The 14,012-nt window shown below is 71.8% G+C and carries 13 protein-coding genes; 8 read left to right on the forward strand and 5 right to left on the reverse strand.

From position 1 onward, the window contains the following. Window positions 1-22: 22 nt before the first annotated feature. Window positions 23-2,158: a prolyl oligopeptidase family serine peptidase gene (locus ACQPWZ_RS23735; RefSeq protein WP_433572327.1), complete on the reverse strand. Its 2,136-nt coding sequence runs from the start codon at window positions 2,156-2,158 to the stop codon at window positions 23-25. Window positions 2,159-2,314: 156 nt separating this feature from the next. On the opposite strand from ACQPWZ_RS23735, the gene ACQPWZ_RS23740 reads away from it, so the two are divergent. The 4 genes from ACQPWZ_RS23740 to ACQPWZ_RS23755 all read left to right on the forward strand — a co-directional run bounded on the left by ACQPWZ_RS23740 (window position 2,315) and on the right by ACQPWZ_RS23755 (window position 6,339). Then, window positions 2,315-2,509: a hypothetical protein gene (locus ACQPWZ_RS23740; RefSeq protein ID WP_142213873.1), complete on the forward strand. Its 195-nt coding sequence runs from the start codon at window positions 2,315-2,317 to the stop codon at window positions 2,507-2,509. A 131-nt stretch (window positions 2,510-2,640) separates the two neighbouring features. Beyond that, on the forward strand, window positions 2,641-3,531 hold the full coding sequence (gene mshB / locus ACQPWZ_RS23745; protein WP_340475174.1) for an N-acetyl-1-D-myo-inositol-2-amino-2-deoxy-alpha-D-glucopyranoside deacetylase: 891 nt from the start codon (window positions 2,641-2,643) through the stop codon (window positions 3,529-3,531). Beyond that, window positions 3,528-3,938, forward strand: coding sequence for a DUF6113 family protein (locus tag ACQPWZ_RS23750; RefSeq protein ID WP_433572328.1), 411 nt, complete (start codon window positions 3,528-3,530; stop codon window positions 3,936-3,938). The genes mshB and ACQPWZ_RS23750 overlap by 4 nt, the downstream gene beginning before the upstream one ends. A 235-nt stretch (window positions 3,939-4,173) precedes the next feature. Then, window positions 4,174-6,339, forward strand: a complete 2,166-nt coding sequence (locus ACQPWZ_RS23755; RefSeq protein ID WP_433572329.1) for a hypothetical protein — start codon at window positions 4,174-4,176, stop codon at window positions 6,337-6,339. Between the two features lie 202 nt (window positions 6,340-6,541). On the opposite strand, the gene ACQPWZ_RS23760 is transcribed toward ACQPWZ_RS23755, so the two are convergent. Next, a complete protein-coding gene (locus tag ACQPWZ_RS23760; RefSeq protein WP_383242124.1) occupies window positions 6,542-7,366 on the reverse strand; it encodes a tetratricopeptide repeat protein in 825 nt (274 codons plus the stop codon). A gap of 17 nt (window positions 7,367-7,383) precedes the next feature. Beyond that, the gene (locus ACQPWZ_RS23765) at window positions 7,384-8,379 is read right to left on the reverse strand and encodes a GNAT family N-acetyltransferase (protein ID WP_340475179.1); all 996 of its coding nucleotides are present in this window, start codon (window positions 8,377-8,379) and stop codon (window positions 7,384-7,386) included. A gap of 114 nt (window positions 8,380-8,493) precedes the next feature. On the opposite strand from ACQPWZ_RS23765, the gene fdxA reads away from it, so the two are divergent. Beyond that, window positions 8,494-8,814, forward strand: coding sequence for a ferredoxin (gene fdxA / locus ACQPWZ_RS23770; protein WP_018089397.1), 321 nt, complete (start codon window positions 8,494-8,496; stop codon window positions 8,812-8,814). A 115-nt stretch (window positions 8,815-8,929) separates the two neighbouring features. After that, the gene (locus ACQPWZ_RS23775; protein ID WP_383242117.1) at window positions 8,930-10,024 is read left to right on the forward strand and encodes a bifunctional succinyldiaminopimelate transaminase/glutamate-prephenate aminotransferase; all 1,095 of its coding nucleotides are present in this window, start codon (window positions 8,930-8,932) and stop codon (window positions 10,022-10,024) included. A gap of 82 nt (window positions 10,025-10,106) precedes the next feature. On the opposite strand, the gene ACQPWZ_RS23780 is transcribed toward ACQPWZ_RS23775, so the two are convergent. Next, window positions 10,107-10,559 (reverse strand): ATP-binding protein, encoded by a 453-nt coding sequence (locus ACQPWZ_RS23780; protein ID WP_356705808.1) that lies wholly within the window; start codon window positions 10,557-10,559, stop codon window positions 10,107-10,109. 308 nt (window positions 10,560-10,867) lie between these two features. After that, window positions 10,868-11,845 (reverse strand): hypothetical protein, encoded by a 978-nt coding sequence (locus ACQPWZ_RS23785; protein ID WP_433572330.1) that lies wholly within the window; start codon window positions 11,843-11,845, stop codon window positions 10,868-10,870. Window positions 11,846-11,883: 38 nt separating this feature from the next. Between ACQPWZ_RS23785 and dapE the strand changes: the two genes are divergently transcribed. Beyond that, window positions 11,884-12,963: a succinyl-diaminopimelate desuccinylase gene (gene dapE / locus ACQPWZ_RS23790; protein WP_433572331.1), complete on the forward strand. Its 1,080-nt coding sequence runs from the start codon at window positions 11,884-11,886 to the stop codon at window positions 12,961-12,963. 79 nt (window positions 12,964-13,042) lie between these two features. Then, window positions 13,043-13,792, forward strand: coding sequence for a TIGR00730 family Rossman fold protein (locus ACQPWZ_RS23795; RefSeq protein WP_352210328.1), 750 nt, complete (start codon window positions 13,043-13,045; stop codon window positions 13,790-13,792). The last annotated feature ends 220 nt before the right edge of the window (window positions 13,793-14,012 follow it).

A 14,012-nucleotide genomic window follows, 5' to 3' on the forward strand; every position in this document is an offset into this window, starting at 1 on the left:
CGTCCGGGGGAGCGCGCTTTCGCTACCGCATTCCCAGAGACCTCTTCAGGAAGTCCACCTGGAGCAGCAGCAGGTTCTCCGCGATCTGCTCCTGCGGGGTCATGTGCGTCACCCCGGTCAGCGGCAGCACCTCATGGGGCCTGCCCGCCGCCAGCAGGGCCGATGACAGACGCAGCGTGTGTGCGACCACCACATTGTCGTCCACCAGCCCGTGGATGATCATCAGCGGCCTTGCCGGGTTCTCCAGTGCCGTCAAACCGTCCTTCGTCACCAGTGAGTTCGCCGCGTAGACCTCCGGCCGCTCGGCCGGATCGCCGAGGTACCGCTCCGTGTAGTGGGTGTCGTACAGCTGCATGTCACTCACCGGGGCCCCCGCCACCGCCGCGTGGAAGACATCCGGCCGCCGCAGCACGGCGAGCGCCGCCAGGTAACCGCCGTACGACCAGCCCCGGATGCCCACCCGCTCCAGGTCGAGCGGGAAGGACGAGGCGAGTCCGTGCAGGGCCTCGATCTGATCGTCCAGCGTCAGCGGGAAGTTGTCCTTGATCGCCTTCTCCCAGCCGGGGGAGCGGCCAGGAGACCCGCGTCCGTCCGCGACGATCACCGCGAAGCCCTGGTCCGCGAACCACTGCGAGGTGAGATAGGGGTTGTGCGCGGCGAACACCCGCTGTCCGTGCGGCCCTCCGTACGGATCCATCAGCACCGGAAGCGGTCCGTCCGACTCCCGGTACCCGGTCGGCAGCAGGACGGCGCACGGAATCCTCCGTACGCCCGCCTCGCGCAGCCGCGGGTGCGCGGTGAGCACCGGCTGCTCGGCGTACGACGCGACCGTGGCGACCGGCTTGCCCTCCCGCAGCACCTGGACCGTCGTCCCCGGGGCATCCGGATGGGACGAGGCGAGCACGGTCACCGGACCCGAGCGCACGGCCGAGTGCACCCCCGCGCCCTCCGAGATCCGCTCCGTCCCGAGCTCGTTGACCCGGTAGACATGGATCTCGCCGATCTCCGGGTCCGCGGCCTCCTCGCCGGCCACCGCGGAGACCAGGACATCGTTCTCGCCGATGTCGAGGACGGCCCGCAGCTGGAGCCCGGCCCCGGTCAGGGTCCGGTCGCCGACCGCCAGCACGCGTGCGCCGCCCTCGTCCGCGATGCGTACGAGCCGCCCGTCCGGCGCCCAGGCGGGGACGCCGGGGAAGAGATCCAGCCAGACCGGGTCCTCGTCCACGTGCACCGTGCGGGTGGTGCCGCTCTCCGTGTCCACCGCCAGATGCACTTGTGTGCGCTGGTCGCGCGACTGGACGAGCAGCAGCGGTGCGCCCGCGTCCGACCAGTGGACCCGTGCCAGATAGGGGTAGCGCGTACGGTCCCAGGTCACCTCCGTGCGCTCCCCCTGCAGCGTGACGAGGAACAGGCGTACGTCGGCGTTGGGCGTCCCGGCCGCGGGATAGGCCACCTGCGCCGGCTCCCGGTCGGGATGCGCCGGATCGGAGATCCACCAGCGCCGCACATCGCCCTCGTCCACGCGCGCGACGAGCAGCCGGTCCGACTCCGGTGACCACCAGAAACCGCGCAGCCGGTCCATCTCCTCGGCCGCGATGAACTCCGCCAGGCCGTACGTGACGTCCTCGTCCTCCGGCTCGGCGAGCGCCCGGTCGTCCTCGCCCTCGGCGCCGGTCACCCGCAACGCGCCCTGGGACGCGTAGGCGATCCAGCGCCCGTCGGGGGAGGGGCGCGGGTCGATCACCGGTCCGGGAACGGGCAGTTCACGCGCGGTCCCGGCTCGCAGCTCCGCCGTGTGGAGCCGTCCGGAGAGCGAGAAGGCCGCCAATTCGACCGCCCGGTCCACGGCGTAGGCGACGATCCCCGCCGACCCCTCACGGCTGCGCTCGCGCCGTGCGCGCTCCTCGGGGGACAGCTTCTCGTCCGTTCCACCGAGCAGCGCGGCCGCATCGGCGGCCACCCGTTCCTGAGGCCGTCCGGCCTCCTGGCCGAGATCCAGCACCCACAGCCGGCCGGCCCGGTCGGTGCCGGACGACGACCTGATGAACACCACTCGGGATCCGTCGGGAGACACCGTGAAGGCGCGCGGTGCGCCGAGCGTGAAGCGCTGGGTCCTGGCGTACTGGCGTGGGAAGGAGAGCTGTTGCCTCGTGGTCATGCGACCGAACCTAGCGTTCGTGCGCCCCCGCGTGCTGCCGTGCACCGATCGATGCGTTGGTACGGATAGTTATGATCCGTAGCGCGAGGTGGGTATGACCCCCCTGGCACATGCAACCTGCCCGTCCCGACCGAATATCTGTGGAGGTGAACCGCCGTGGCACTCTCGATTTCGGCGGTGGTGCTGCTGGCGATCGTCGTCTTCCTGCTGGTCCGGAAGTCCGGGCTCAAGGGTGGGCATGCGGCGGTCTGCGTGTTGCTCGGGTTCTATCTCGCAAGTTCGTCCATCGCCCCCACCATCAACGAACTGACCACGAACGTGGCGGGGATGATCGGCGGTATCAAGTTCTAGGGACCACCTTGTAGCGACCACGTCCAGGGATCACGTTCCAGGGTCAGGTTCCAGAGCCTGATCCGGGCGACCGGCCCCGGGTCGTGCCCACAGGACCGCGGGGCCGCATCCGGCCTCGTAGTCTGTCCCGTATGAAGGATCTTCCCGCCCGTCGTCTTCTCCTGGTGCACGCGCACCCGGACGACGAGTCGATCAACAACGGCGCGACGATGGCCCTGTACGCGGCCGCCGGCGCCCAGGTCACCCTGGTGACCTGCACCCTCGGGGAAGAAGGCGAGGTCATTCCGGCCGACCTCGCCCACCTCGCACCCGACCGCGAGGACCGTCTCGGCACCCACCGCATCGGCGAGCTGGCCGCGGCGATGAAGGAGCTCGGTGTCCTCGACCACCGCTTCCTCGGCGGCCCCGGCCGCTTCCGGGACTCCGGGATGATGGGCGTCCCGCAGAACCGCCGCGAAGGCGCCTTCTGGAACACGCCCGTCGACGACGCGGCTTCGTACCTCGTCGACATCATCCGTTCGGTGCGCCCCCAGGTCCTCGTGACCTATGACCCGAACGGGGGTTACGGGCACCCCGACCACATCCAGGCCCACCGCGTCGCCATGCGCGCCGCCGAACTCGCCGGCGAGCGGGCCTTCCGGGGCGACCTCGGCGACGCGCACACCATCTCCAAGATCTACTGGAACCGGGTGCCGCGGTCCGTCGCCGAGGAAGGCTTCGCCCGCCTCCGCGCCGCGAGCGGAACGGACTTCCCCGGCATCGCCGAGATCGACGACATTCCGGGCGTGGTCGACGATTCCGAGATCACCACGGAGATCGACGGCACGGCCCACGCGGAACGGAAAGCGGCGGCCATGCGCGCCCATGCCACCCAAATCGCCGTGGACGGCCCCTTCTTCGCACTCTCCAACGATCTGGGACAACCGATCTTCGCCACCGAGTACTACCAGTTGGTGCAGGGCACATCGGGCGCGCCGGCCGGCGAGCGCGAGCACGACCTCTTCGCGGGAGTGAGCACATGAGCCAGGACCACACGCCACGCCTCTGGTTCACCGGGCCGGTGAAGCCCGGACGCATCGCCGCGTACCTCGGTCTCGCCGTCCTCGGCGCCGTCGTCGGCGCGGCGGGTTCGCTGGTCCAAGGGGCTTGGTTCCCGGGCGGGTTGCTGCTGTCGCTGGCCGGCTCGGCCGGCCTGTTCTACGGCGCTCTGCGGGCCACGGGCACCCAGCTCGGCGCGATCGCACCGGCCGCCGGCTGGCTGGTCGCCATCGTGCTGCTGAGCATCGGACGGCCGGAGGGCGACGGGATGTTCTCCGCGGGGATCGGGCCGCTCGTCTACATGCTCGGCGGCCTGGCGGCGGCTGTGATGTGTGCCACGATGTCGCAGCCCGTGCAACCGGGCGGCACTACCGGCCGACTTGGCAGATAAAGGACGCTCGGCACCCCCGGCCAGCAGCCGGTTCTGCGGACCCCTAGGGTGGGTCGCCGCGGAGGGTGGCAGGCCGCAGGACCGACCGTGCGCGCACGGTCTGCGGAATGATGCTTTCCACAGTCACGGGGCGTGTGTCCGCGGCGGCCAGTATGGTGGTGCGCGCCGCCGAGCCGCCCACAGCAGTAGCTATCCAGTAAGAAACGGGCGGCGGAGCCAACCGGGAGAACCTGCTTTGAGTCGTGAAACTGACAGTTCGTCCGCCGGCCCCCAGGGGCGCGGTGGAGCCGCGTATCCCTCCGGGACACCGCCGTACGGATCGCGCCAGTATCCGTCGCTGCATCCCCAGCAGGACGCTCCGGCCGAGGCGTCGGCCGACCGGGCCCCCGAGGCGCAGTCGGACGAGCCGAGGACCGAGACCACGCTGACGACCCGCATCCGGATCAACATCCCGGGCTCGCGGCCGATTCCGCCGGTCGTGATGCGTACGCCGATGAGCGACGTCGATGCCTCCACGCGTGCCTCCGCGACGGCTGCGGCGGCCGAGAAGGAGAGCGAGCGCACGGGCAGCACACCGCGGCCCGAGGCAGCTCAGGCTCCCGCTCCCGCGGCGGACCCGCAGGCCGACGAGAAGGCGCCGACGAGCGACTGGTTCGCTCCGCGCAAGACCGCGGTCCCCGCTCCGTCTCCGCCCGCCACGGGCGGGACGCCCGGTGCCGGCACAGCGGGCCCCGGGCCCTCCGGCGGCGGCACCAACGGCAGCGGCCTCCCGTACTTCTCCGAGTCCCCGCAGGCCGGTCAGCCGCGCAGCGCGCTCAGCGATCTGGCGGCGAGCACGGACAGCCCGCCGTCCGGCGGTTCCAACGGCTTCGCTCCCGGCGGCGGCACGCCCCCGCCCGGGGCACGCCCGCCCGCCGGACCGACCGGTGGTCCGGTCAAGGGCAGCATGCCGGTCCGTCCGCGCCCCGGCGGCAACCAGGGCGCTCCCGGCGCCGGCGGTGGTGTTCCGGGCGGTCCCGGCGCCGGCGGTCCTCACGGTCCCGGTGTTCCCGGCCCGGGCATCGGCGGGCCTGGTGGTCCGGGCGGGCCCGGTGGTCCCCGGATGTCCGACGACACCGCCGTGCTCACCCCGCAGAACCCTGTCGGTGATCCGCTCGGCAACCCCGCGCCCGGTCCCGGCGGCCATGTCTCCGGCGACACCCTCACCAGTGGCATCCCGGTCGTTCCCGGCGACCACCGCTCGCCCTTCCCACCGCTGGGTGCGGGCGGCGTGGGCCCCGGGCCGAATCCGCTCGCGCCTCCGATCCCCGTACCGCACGAGACCGGGGAGTTCTCCGCACCCGAGTTCCCCGCGGGGCCGGGCGGCGGTCCCGCCGGTCCCGTCGTGCCCACCCCCGGAGCGGACGCGGCACCCCGGCCCGCCCAGCCCAGGCCCGCCGCGGCCAAGCCCGCCAAGAAGGGCCGGTCGAAGCTGGTGCTCGCGGGCGCCGGTGTGGTCGGTCTGCTCGGCGTCGCCTACGGCGCCGGACTGCTGATGAACCACTCCGAGGTGCCCAAGAGCACCACGGTGCTCGGCGTCGACATCGGCGGCGGCTCAACGGAGCAGGGCGTCAACAAGCTGGAGGCGGCCCTCGGCAAGCGCGCGGCGTCACCGCTTCAGCTCTCGGTCGGCGGCAAGAAGGAGCAGCTCGCGCCGGACAAGGCCGGGCTCTCCCTCGACAGCCAGGCCACCGTGCGCAATGCGGCAGGCAGCGACTACAACCCGGTGTCGGTGATCGGTTCCCTCCTCGGCGGCGAGCGTGTCGCCGAGCCGGTGATCCTCGTCGACGAGGAGAAGTTGGGCGTCGCGCTCACGGACCTGGCCGGCGTGTCCGGCTCGGCGACCGAGGGCACGATCAGGTTCGAGCCGGACAAGGTCGTCCCGGTACCGGGGAAGGCGGGCCAGGCTCTGGACGTCGGCCGTTCCATGATCTCGGTCAAGGACGCGTACCGCGCCCAGGTCGAGACGGGCCGGCCGAACCTCGTGGAACTGCCCGTCGCCGCCCGCCAGCCGACCATCACCCAGGCCGAGATCAACCGGGCGATGAAGGACTTCGCGGAGCCCGCGATGTCCGGCCTGATCACCATCAAGGCAGGCGGCAAGCAGATCCAGTTCGGCCCCGCGCGGTCGCTGCCGAAGATCCTGTCGATGAAGGCGATCGACGGGAAGCTCGTGGAGGTCTACGACAAGAAGGCGATCGACGAGCTGCTCGACGGCGTCTTCGACGGCGTGCTGATCACCAAGGGCGACGGCAAGAAGCACCAGCTCAACGCCGACGACGTGGCCCAGGCGATGGGCACCGCGCTGCGGGGCACCACCCCGGCCGAGCGGACCACCGAGATCGCACTCGACCCGAGCTGACGACGGACCGCGGCCGTCACCGACAAAGCCCCCGACCCACCGGTACGGGGGCTTTGTCGATGTCCGCGTCAGGCTGCCGGCCTCCGCGCCCGGGTGCCGGCCGCCGGGTGCTGGGTGCCGACAAGGGGAAACGGGCGGTCCCGCAGCCGCACAGGCGCGTACACCCGGCGTCGTCACCGGCCGTAGGTCGCAGGAGCGAGCCTCAGTTCAGCCGCGCCCGCGCCGCCCGCGCCCGTCCCCGGATCGCCTCCGCCGTCGCCGGCTCGACCGTCGCGACGACGTCCGCGTACGCGTCCAGCTCCGCCGCCCCCGTCATGAACTCGCCGCGCTGCACGAGCAGCTGGGCCCGGTCGTAGCGCAGCCGTGCGGGGTGCGAGGGCAGCAGCAGGGAGAGCTCCACGGCCCACAGGGCGACCGACGACTGTTCCGGGCGGGCCGCCGCCCAGGCGCGGATGTTGTTGAGGATCCGCAGCACCACGTCGAGCGGGCTCGCCGGAGTCAGCATGGAGGCGTCCAGCGGTGCGCCTGTCGCCCCCGCGACCAGCAGCTCGGCGTCGGACCCGGTCAGCAGCCGCCCGCCGGCGAACGGGTCGGCCAGGACCTGTTCGCCCGGCTCACCGAAGCCGACGACGAAGTGGCCGGGCAGGGCGACCCCGTACACCGGCGCGCCCGCACGCCGTGCCACCTCGATCCACACCACCGACAGCAGGATCGGCAGACCGCGGCGGCGCCGGAGCACCTCGTGCAGCAGGGAGGACTCGAGCCGCTGGTAGTCGCCGGGAGACCCGCGGAAGTCGCAGCGTCCGCCGAGCAGGGCGGCCAGCGCGGCCGCCCAGGCACGGGGGCTCTTCGCGCCGTAGGGAAGCAGGCCGGCGAGACGGTCCAGTTCGATCTGGGCCGCGTCCAGGCCGGCCTCGTCCAGGCCGGGGTCCGCCTCTGTGCCGATCAGCAGACACAGCAGGGCGAGATCGGGCCGCTCGGAGCGGGCCTCGTCCGTGAACCGCCGCCGCCAGGGATCGTCGTGCATACGCCAGTCGTACCCGTCTAGGCCGATCGGAAGTGGTGATAGCGGTACAGGGTCGTGAATCCCATGCCCTCGTACAGCGCTCCCGCCCCCGCGTTGTCCTCCTCCACCTGGAGCCACGCGGCGGAGGCGCCCTCCTCCAGCGCACGCCGCGCGAGGGAGGTCATCACCGCCGTCGCGAGTCCCTGGCGCCGGTAGGCGGGATCCACCTCCACCGCCATGAAGCCCGCCCAGCGTCCGTCGACCACACACCGTCCGATCGCCGCCGGCACCGTGCCCTCGCTGCCCACGGAGGCGAACCACACGGACGGGCCGCTTCCCAGGACCTTCAGCACATGACTGCCGGGCACACCGGTCCGGTGGTAGCGCTGGAGCCAGGACTCGTCGAAGGAGCGCGCCAGCCCGACCCGTTCGACGTCCGCGTCGAGGTCGGCGATCGGTGCCAGCGCGCCGATCCGCAGGTCCGCCGACACCTCGCGCGCCCAGCCGCGCGCCGCCAGCTGGGCGCCCAGCTGCTCCTGCGTCCCGGCCGCACCGGTCGCCGTCTGGACGTACGCGGGCAGTCCCCGCTCCTCGTACCAGGCACGCACCCGGTCCAGCGCGTCGTCGAGCGGCAGGCCGGGGTCGCCGAGCGGCAGCACCGAGTTGGCCCGCCGGGTGAAGCCGGACGCGGCCCGCAGCTCCCAGTCGCCGAGCCGTTCGCGCTCCACCGGCTGCCACGCCCGCGCCGTCACCCGGGCGAGCTCCTCGAAGTCCGCCGCCGGACCGCGTCGGCGGGCCGGCGCCGCGGGCACCACCCTGCCTGCGACCAGCGAGGATTCCGGGATACGGACACTCTCGCCGGTCCGCCGTGTGATCAGCAGCACACCCGCGTCCCATGATGTGAGAACACCAACCGTGTCGGTGAACTTCTCGCCCCCCGGGGTTGCCTCCGCGAGACGCCGGACAGACACTCGTTTGCCCACGTCAGCGGGTGTAATACGGACTTCGAGGCGTCCGCCGCCGGTGATTTCCACAGCTCTGCCAGCCCCTCCTGTTCGGATCGTGCCCAGGAACGGAGATACTAGGGGCGGGCATCGACGACGCCGCGCTCCCGCGCAATGCCAGCCCTACCGAGGAGGAACGACAGCGTGACCTACGTCATCGCGCAGCCTTGTGTCGACGTCAAGGACAAGGCGTGCATCGAGGAGTGCCCCGTCGACTGCATCTACGAGGGTTCCCGGTCCTTGTACATCCACCCCGACGAATGCGTCGACTGCGGTGCTTGTGAGCCGGTCTGCCCCGTCGAGGCGATCTTCTACGAGGACGACACTCCGGAAGAGTGGAAGGACTACTACAAGGCGAACGTCGAGTTCTTCGACGAGCTCGGTTCGCCCGGTGGTGCCTCCAAGCTCGGCCTGATCGAGCGTGACCACCCCTTCATCGCCGCCCTGCCGCCGCAGAACCAGTAGCAGCCGGCTCGGCAGCTGTCGCCGTCCCCGGTCCCGTACGGTCGTCGTCCGTACGGGACCGAGGCGTTTGTCCCCACCCGGCCGCCGGCCCCACGAACGAGAAAGAGAAGCCCTCGTGTCCGCAGTCTCTTCGCGCCTTCCGACCTTCCCCTGGGACAAGCTCGAGCCGTACAAGACGACGGCCGCGGCCCACCCGGACGGCATCGTGGACCTCTCGGTCGGCACCCCGGTCGACTCCGTGCCGGAACTGATCCAGAAGGCCCTTGTGGAGGCCTCCGACTCGCCGGGCTATCCCACGGTCTGGGGCACGCCGGAGCTGCGGGACGCGCTCACCGGCTGGGTGGAGCGCCGGCTCGGCGCCGTGGACGTCGCGCACACCAACGTCCTGCCGGTCGTCGGCTCCAAGGAGCTCGTGGCCTGGCTGCCGACCCAGCTCGGTCTCGGCGCCGGCGACAAGGTCGCGTACCCCCGACTGGCCTACCCGACCTACGAGGTCGGCGCCCGGCTGTGCGGGGCCACGCCCGTCGAGTACGACGACCCCACCGAGCTCGACCCGCAGGGACTGCGGCTCCTCTGGCTCAACTCGCCGTCCAATCCGACCGGGCGGGTCCTCGCCAAGGACGAACTGGTCCGCATCGTCGCCTGGGCGCGCGAGCACGGCGTCCTGGTCTTCAGCGACGAGTGCTACCTGGAGCTGGGCTGGGAGGCCGAGCCGGTATCGGTGCTGCACCCGGACGTCTGCGGCGGGACCTACGAGGGTGTCGTCGCGGTGCACTCGCTCTCCAAGCGCTCGAACCTGGCGGGATACCGTGCCGCGTTCATCGCCGGTGACGACGCGGTGCTCGGTGAGCTGCTCCAGATCCGCAAGCACGGCGGGATGATGACACCGGCGCCGGTGCAGGCCGCGACGATCGCCGCCCTCGGCGACGACACGCACGTCTCGGAGCAGCGGGCCCGCTACGCCGCCCGGCGCACCGCGCTGCGGGCGGCGCTGGAGGCCCACGGCTTCCGCATCGAGCACAGCGAGGCCAGCCTCTACCTGTGGGCGACGCGCGACGAGGCGTGCTGGGACACGGTCGCGCACCTGGCGGACCTCGGCATTCTGGTCGCGCCCGGTGACTTCTACGGGCCGGCCGGCGAGCGGTTCGTCCGGGTGGCGCTCACGGCCACGGACGAGCGCGTGGCGGCCGCGGTCAAGCGTCTCGGCTGACTCCGACACAGCGCGGAGGGGCCCCGGGAGTTCGTGCTCCCGGGGCCCCTCCGTCGTTCGGCCGTGCGTCGTGCCGCGGTGATCAGCCGAGCGGCAGGTCCTTCACCGGCAGCTGGTCGGTGGGCAGGCCGCCACCGGCGAGCGCGTCGGTCGGCAGGCCGCCGCCGCCCAGGGACTCGGTGGCTCCGCCGGCCGTCTCACCGAGGACGTCACCCGCGCTGCCCGCGGCGTCACCGGCGGCCTTCTGCGCGACCGGGGTCGCCGTCTTGCCGGCCTTGCCGACGGTCTTGCCCGCCGCCGGAACGGCCTTCTTCACGGCGGAGCCACCGGTCTGGCCGGCCACCTCGGTGGACTTCTGGGTGGCACCGTCGAGGGTGCCGGTGACGCCCTCGGCGTCGAGAGCGGTCAGGCTGCCGACCGGAGCCTGCGGAAGGTCCACGGCGCTTGCGGAGCCGGCCGCACCGACCACGGGGGCTGCACCCGCCGCGATGAGCAGCGCGGCACGGGCGATCCGACGGGTCAGGGGGAGGGACATGATGCTCCTTGAGACGAGAAGGACGGTGTGGTTGGTGCCTGTCCGGCGCCGCTTCCGGCCCTCGGACGCAGTGACAACCGTTCGGGGGGAGGGGGAAGTTGCGGTACGCGAAGGTAAAGAGTTGGTAATGCGTCGCATTATCGGTCCCGGATAAAGACGGGCAAACATTCCATTGCGCAAGGGGTCGCCGAACCGTCACTTCGCTGTGGCCGCAAGGGATTTCTCGCAAGGGTGATGGTGAGTGCAAACGCCCGGGTCACACCCTGGTGTGAGCAGCCGGGCGTGCCCCTTCCGGGGGAGCGCTCGTATCAGCGTGCGATGCGAATTCGAACTTCACCCGGGCCCGAATCCGCGCCGGATTCCTGGCGCGAATTCCCCGCCGCACCGGCGGTGTCCGCGCCGGCGGAGTCCTTGGACGCCGCGGCCGCATGCCAGCCCCTGCCGGACTCCTTCGCGCTCCACACCTTGCCGCCGTACGAGACTTCCTCGATCCGCAGGCCGTCCGCCCGCGCCACCGCCCAGTGCGCCAGCTCCCAGCCCTGGCGGGACGCCCCGCCGCCGTCCGCGGCGACCGTGGACGCCACCGGTACGGACACCTCGCCCGCGCCCGGGGCCCCCGCACCGGCAGGGGACTTCGGCGTGACGCCGGGCCCGAACGCGCGCACCAGTTCGGCGCGCACCTCGGCCGGGTCGCCGGCCCCCGTGGACTGCCCCGGATCGCACGTCAGCGCGCCGCTCGTGCGCCCGGTCAGTGCGGCGGCCAGCAGTGTGGCGTCCGGCTCGTGCTTGGCGTACGCCTGCGGGAAACCGCTGCGCTGCACGCGCTGCGCGGCGACGGTCAGCGGAAGGCGCGAGTAGCCGGGGATCTCCGCGAGGTGGGCGTAGAACTTCCCCGACGAGTACACCGGGTCGAGGATCTGGGCCGTCGTGCCCCATCCCTTGGACGGACGCTGCTGGAACAGGCCGAGCGAGTCACGGTCGCCGTGCTCGATGTTGCGCAGCCCCGACTCCTGAAGTGCGGTCGCGAGCGCGATGGTGACCGCGCGCTCCGGCATGCCGCGGGTGGTGCCCACGGCGGAGATGGTCGCGGCGTTCGCGGCCTGCTCGGTGGTGAGTTCATAGCTCGGACCGTCCGAGCCCGAGGCGGCGCGCACGGTGCAGCGGGGGGTGCCCCCGCCGGACACGTACTGCACGGCGACATAACCGGCCAGTGCCAGCAGCACGGCGAACGCGGCCGCGAATCGCAGGAGGCGGCCGCGCCGGAGGGGGGAGGCGGTCTCGGGCACGTGCCCACCGTACTGGAGCCCGCGCTAGGGTCGGAGGCATGCCTGAAACCGTGCTTGACCTCACTCTTGATGCCCCGGCGCTGACCGCCGCACTGGTCGATTTCCGCTCCGTCAGCGGTGAGGAGAAGCCCCTCGCGGACGCCATCGAGCAGGCACTGCGCGCCTTCCCGCACCTCACGGTCGACCGGCACGGCAACAACGTGGTGGCGCGCACGAACCTCGGGCACACCGAGCGGGTCGTCCTCGCCGGTCACATCGACACGGTCCCGATCGCCGACAACGTGCCCTCACGGCTCGACGACAACGGCATCCTCTGGGGCTGCGGCACCAGCGACATGAAGTCGGGTGTGGCGCTCCAGCTGCGGATGGCCGCGACCGTCCCCGAGCCCAACCGCGATCTCACCTTCGTCTTCTACGACAACGAAGAGGTCGCCGCCCACCTCAACGGTCTGGGACATGTGGCCGAGGCCCACCCCGAGTGGCTGCGGGGCGACTTCGCCATCCTGCTGGAGCCGTCGTACGGCGAGGTCGAGGGCGGCTGCCAGGGCACCCTGCGGGTCCACCTCCGTACGACGGGGGAGCGGGCCCACTCAGCGCGCAGCTGGATGGGGTCCAACGCCATCCACGCGGCGGCGCCGATCCTGGCCCGCCTCGCCGCGTACGAGCCGCGCCGGCCGGTGATCGACGGGCTCGAGTACCACGAGGGCCTCAACGCGGTGGGGATCGAGGGCGGCGTCGCCACCAACGTCATCCCGGACGCGTGCACGGTCGTCGTCAACTACCGGTACGCGCCGGACCGCAGCGAGGAGGAGGCCGTGGCCCACGTCCGCGAGGTCTTCGCCGACTGCGGTGTCGCGGAGTTCGTGGTGGACGACCACACCGGCGGTGCGCTGCCCGGGCTCTCCCACCCGGCCGCCGCGGCGTTCATGGAGGCCGTCGGAGGGAGCGCGCGCCCGAAGTTCGGATGGACCGACGTGTCCCGTTTCAGCGCGCTCGGCATCCCGGCGGTCAATTACGGACCGGGCGACCCGCTCTACGCGCACAAGCGCGACGAGCACGTCGAGGTGGAGAAGATCGTGCACTGCGAGCAGCGGCTGCGTGACTGGCTCACCTCCTGACCGCCGGGATTTCACATTTCGTAACGTTCTCCGACCTACCCTGACCCAAAGCAACGATGTTCGGCGGAGGGAGCAGGTCATGGGCAACCCCGAGGGTTTGCAGGCGCTGGAGGAGCAGCGACTGGGGCCGGTGCTGCGCCGCAGGGACCAGGTGCAGCCCGGCACCACCGACCAGCGGCTGCTGGACACCGAGGGCGACTCCCAGTGGGTGCACACCGATCCCTGGCGGGTCATGCGCATCCAGTCGGAGTTCGTGGAGGGCTTCGGCGCGCTCGCCGAACTGCCCAGCGCGATCAGCGTCTTCGGCTCCGCCCGCACGGCGCCCGGCACACCCGAGTACGAGGCGGGCATCCGGATCGGGAAGGCACTGGTCGAGGCCGGTTTCGCGGTGATCACGGGCGGCGGCCCGGGGGCGATGGAGGCGGCGAACCGCGGCGCCCGGGAGGCCAAGGGCATCTCGGTGGGCCTCGGTATCGAGCTCCCCTACGAGCAGGGCCTCAACCCGCACGTCGACATCGGCGTGAACTTCCGCTACTTCTTCGTCCGCAAGACGATGTTCGTGAAGTACGCCTCGGGCTTCGTGGTCCTGCCGGGCGGCCTGGGCACGCTGGACGAACTGTTCGAGGCGCTGACCCTCGTTCAGACGGGCAAGGTGACCCGCTTCCCGATCGTGCTCTTCGGCACGGAGTACTGGAGCGGCCTGGTGGACTGGCTCCGCCACACGGTCGTGGCGCAGGGGAAGGCGTCGGAGAAGGACCTGGTGCTGTTCCACGTGACGGACGACGTGGAGGAGGCCGTGTCCCTGGTGACGAAGGAGACGGGCCACTAGGCCCTGTCCGGGCGATCTTGTCGGGCCTGTGACGACAGCTACGGCACCTCGCTGTGTTGTCGGAGTCGCCCGAGTACGCCCAGTACGAGGACGATCTCCCCCAGCCTCCGGCGGGGGTGCCCCCACCGCCGTGCGATGTCCCGCATCCGACGCCGCAGGCTGATCCTCGAAGATCGCCCGGACAGGACCTCGGCACGGCCCTCTCGGACCTCGGTCGCCG

It is taken from the genome of Streptomyces sp. CA-251247, assembly GCF_050952975.1.
GTDB lineage: Bacteria > Actinomycetota > Actinomycetes > Streptomycetales > Streptomycetaceae > Streptomyces > Streptomyces achmelvichensis.

What these genes read in the sequence shown, in the direction of transcription:
- ACQPWZ_RS23735 (WP_433572327.1), bottom strand. Translation starts at nt 2,158, where the DNA reads ATGACCACGAGGCAACAGCTCTCCTTCCCACGCCAGTACGCCAGGACC.
- mshB (WP_340475174.1), top strand. Translation starts at nt 2,641, where the DNA reads ATGAAGGATCTTCCCGCCCGTCGTCTTCTCCTGGTGCACGCGCACCCG.
- ACQPWZ_RS23750 (WP_433572328.1), top strand. Translation starts at nt 3,528, where the DNA reads ATGAGCCAGGACCACACGCCACGCCTCTGGTTCACCGGGCCGGTGAAG.
- ACQPWZ_RS23760 (WP_383242124.1), bottom strand. Translation starts at nt 7,366, where the DNA reads ATGCACGACGATCCCTGGCGGCGGCGGTTCACGGACGAGGCCCGCTCC.
- ACQPWZ_RS23780 (WP_356705808.1), bottom strand. Translation starts at nt 10,559, where the DNA reads ATGTCCCTCCCCCTGACCCGTCGGATCGCCCGTGCCGCGCTGCTCATC.
- dapE (WP_433572331.1), top strand. Translation starts at nt 11,884, where the DNA reads ATGCCTGAAACCGTGCTTGACCTCACTCTTGATGCCCCGGCGCTGACC.
- ACQPWZ_RS23795 (WP_352210328.1), top strand. Translation starts at nt 13,043, where the DNA reads ATGGGCAACCCCGAGGGTTTGCAGGCGCTGGAGGAGCAGCGACTGGGG.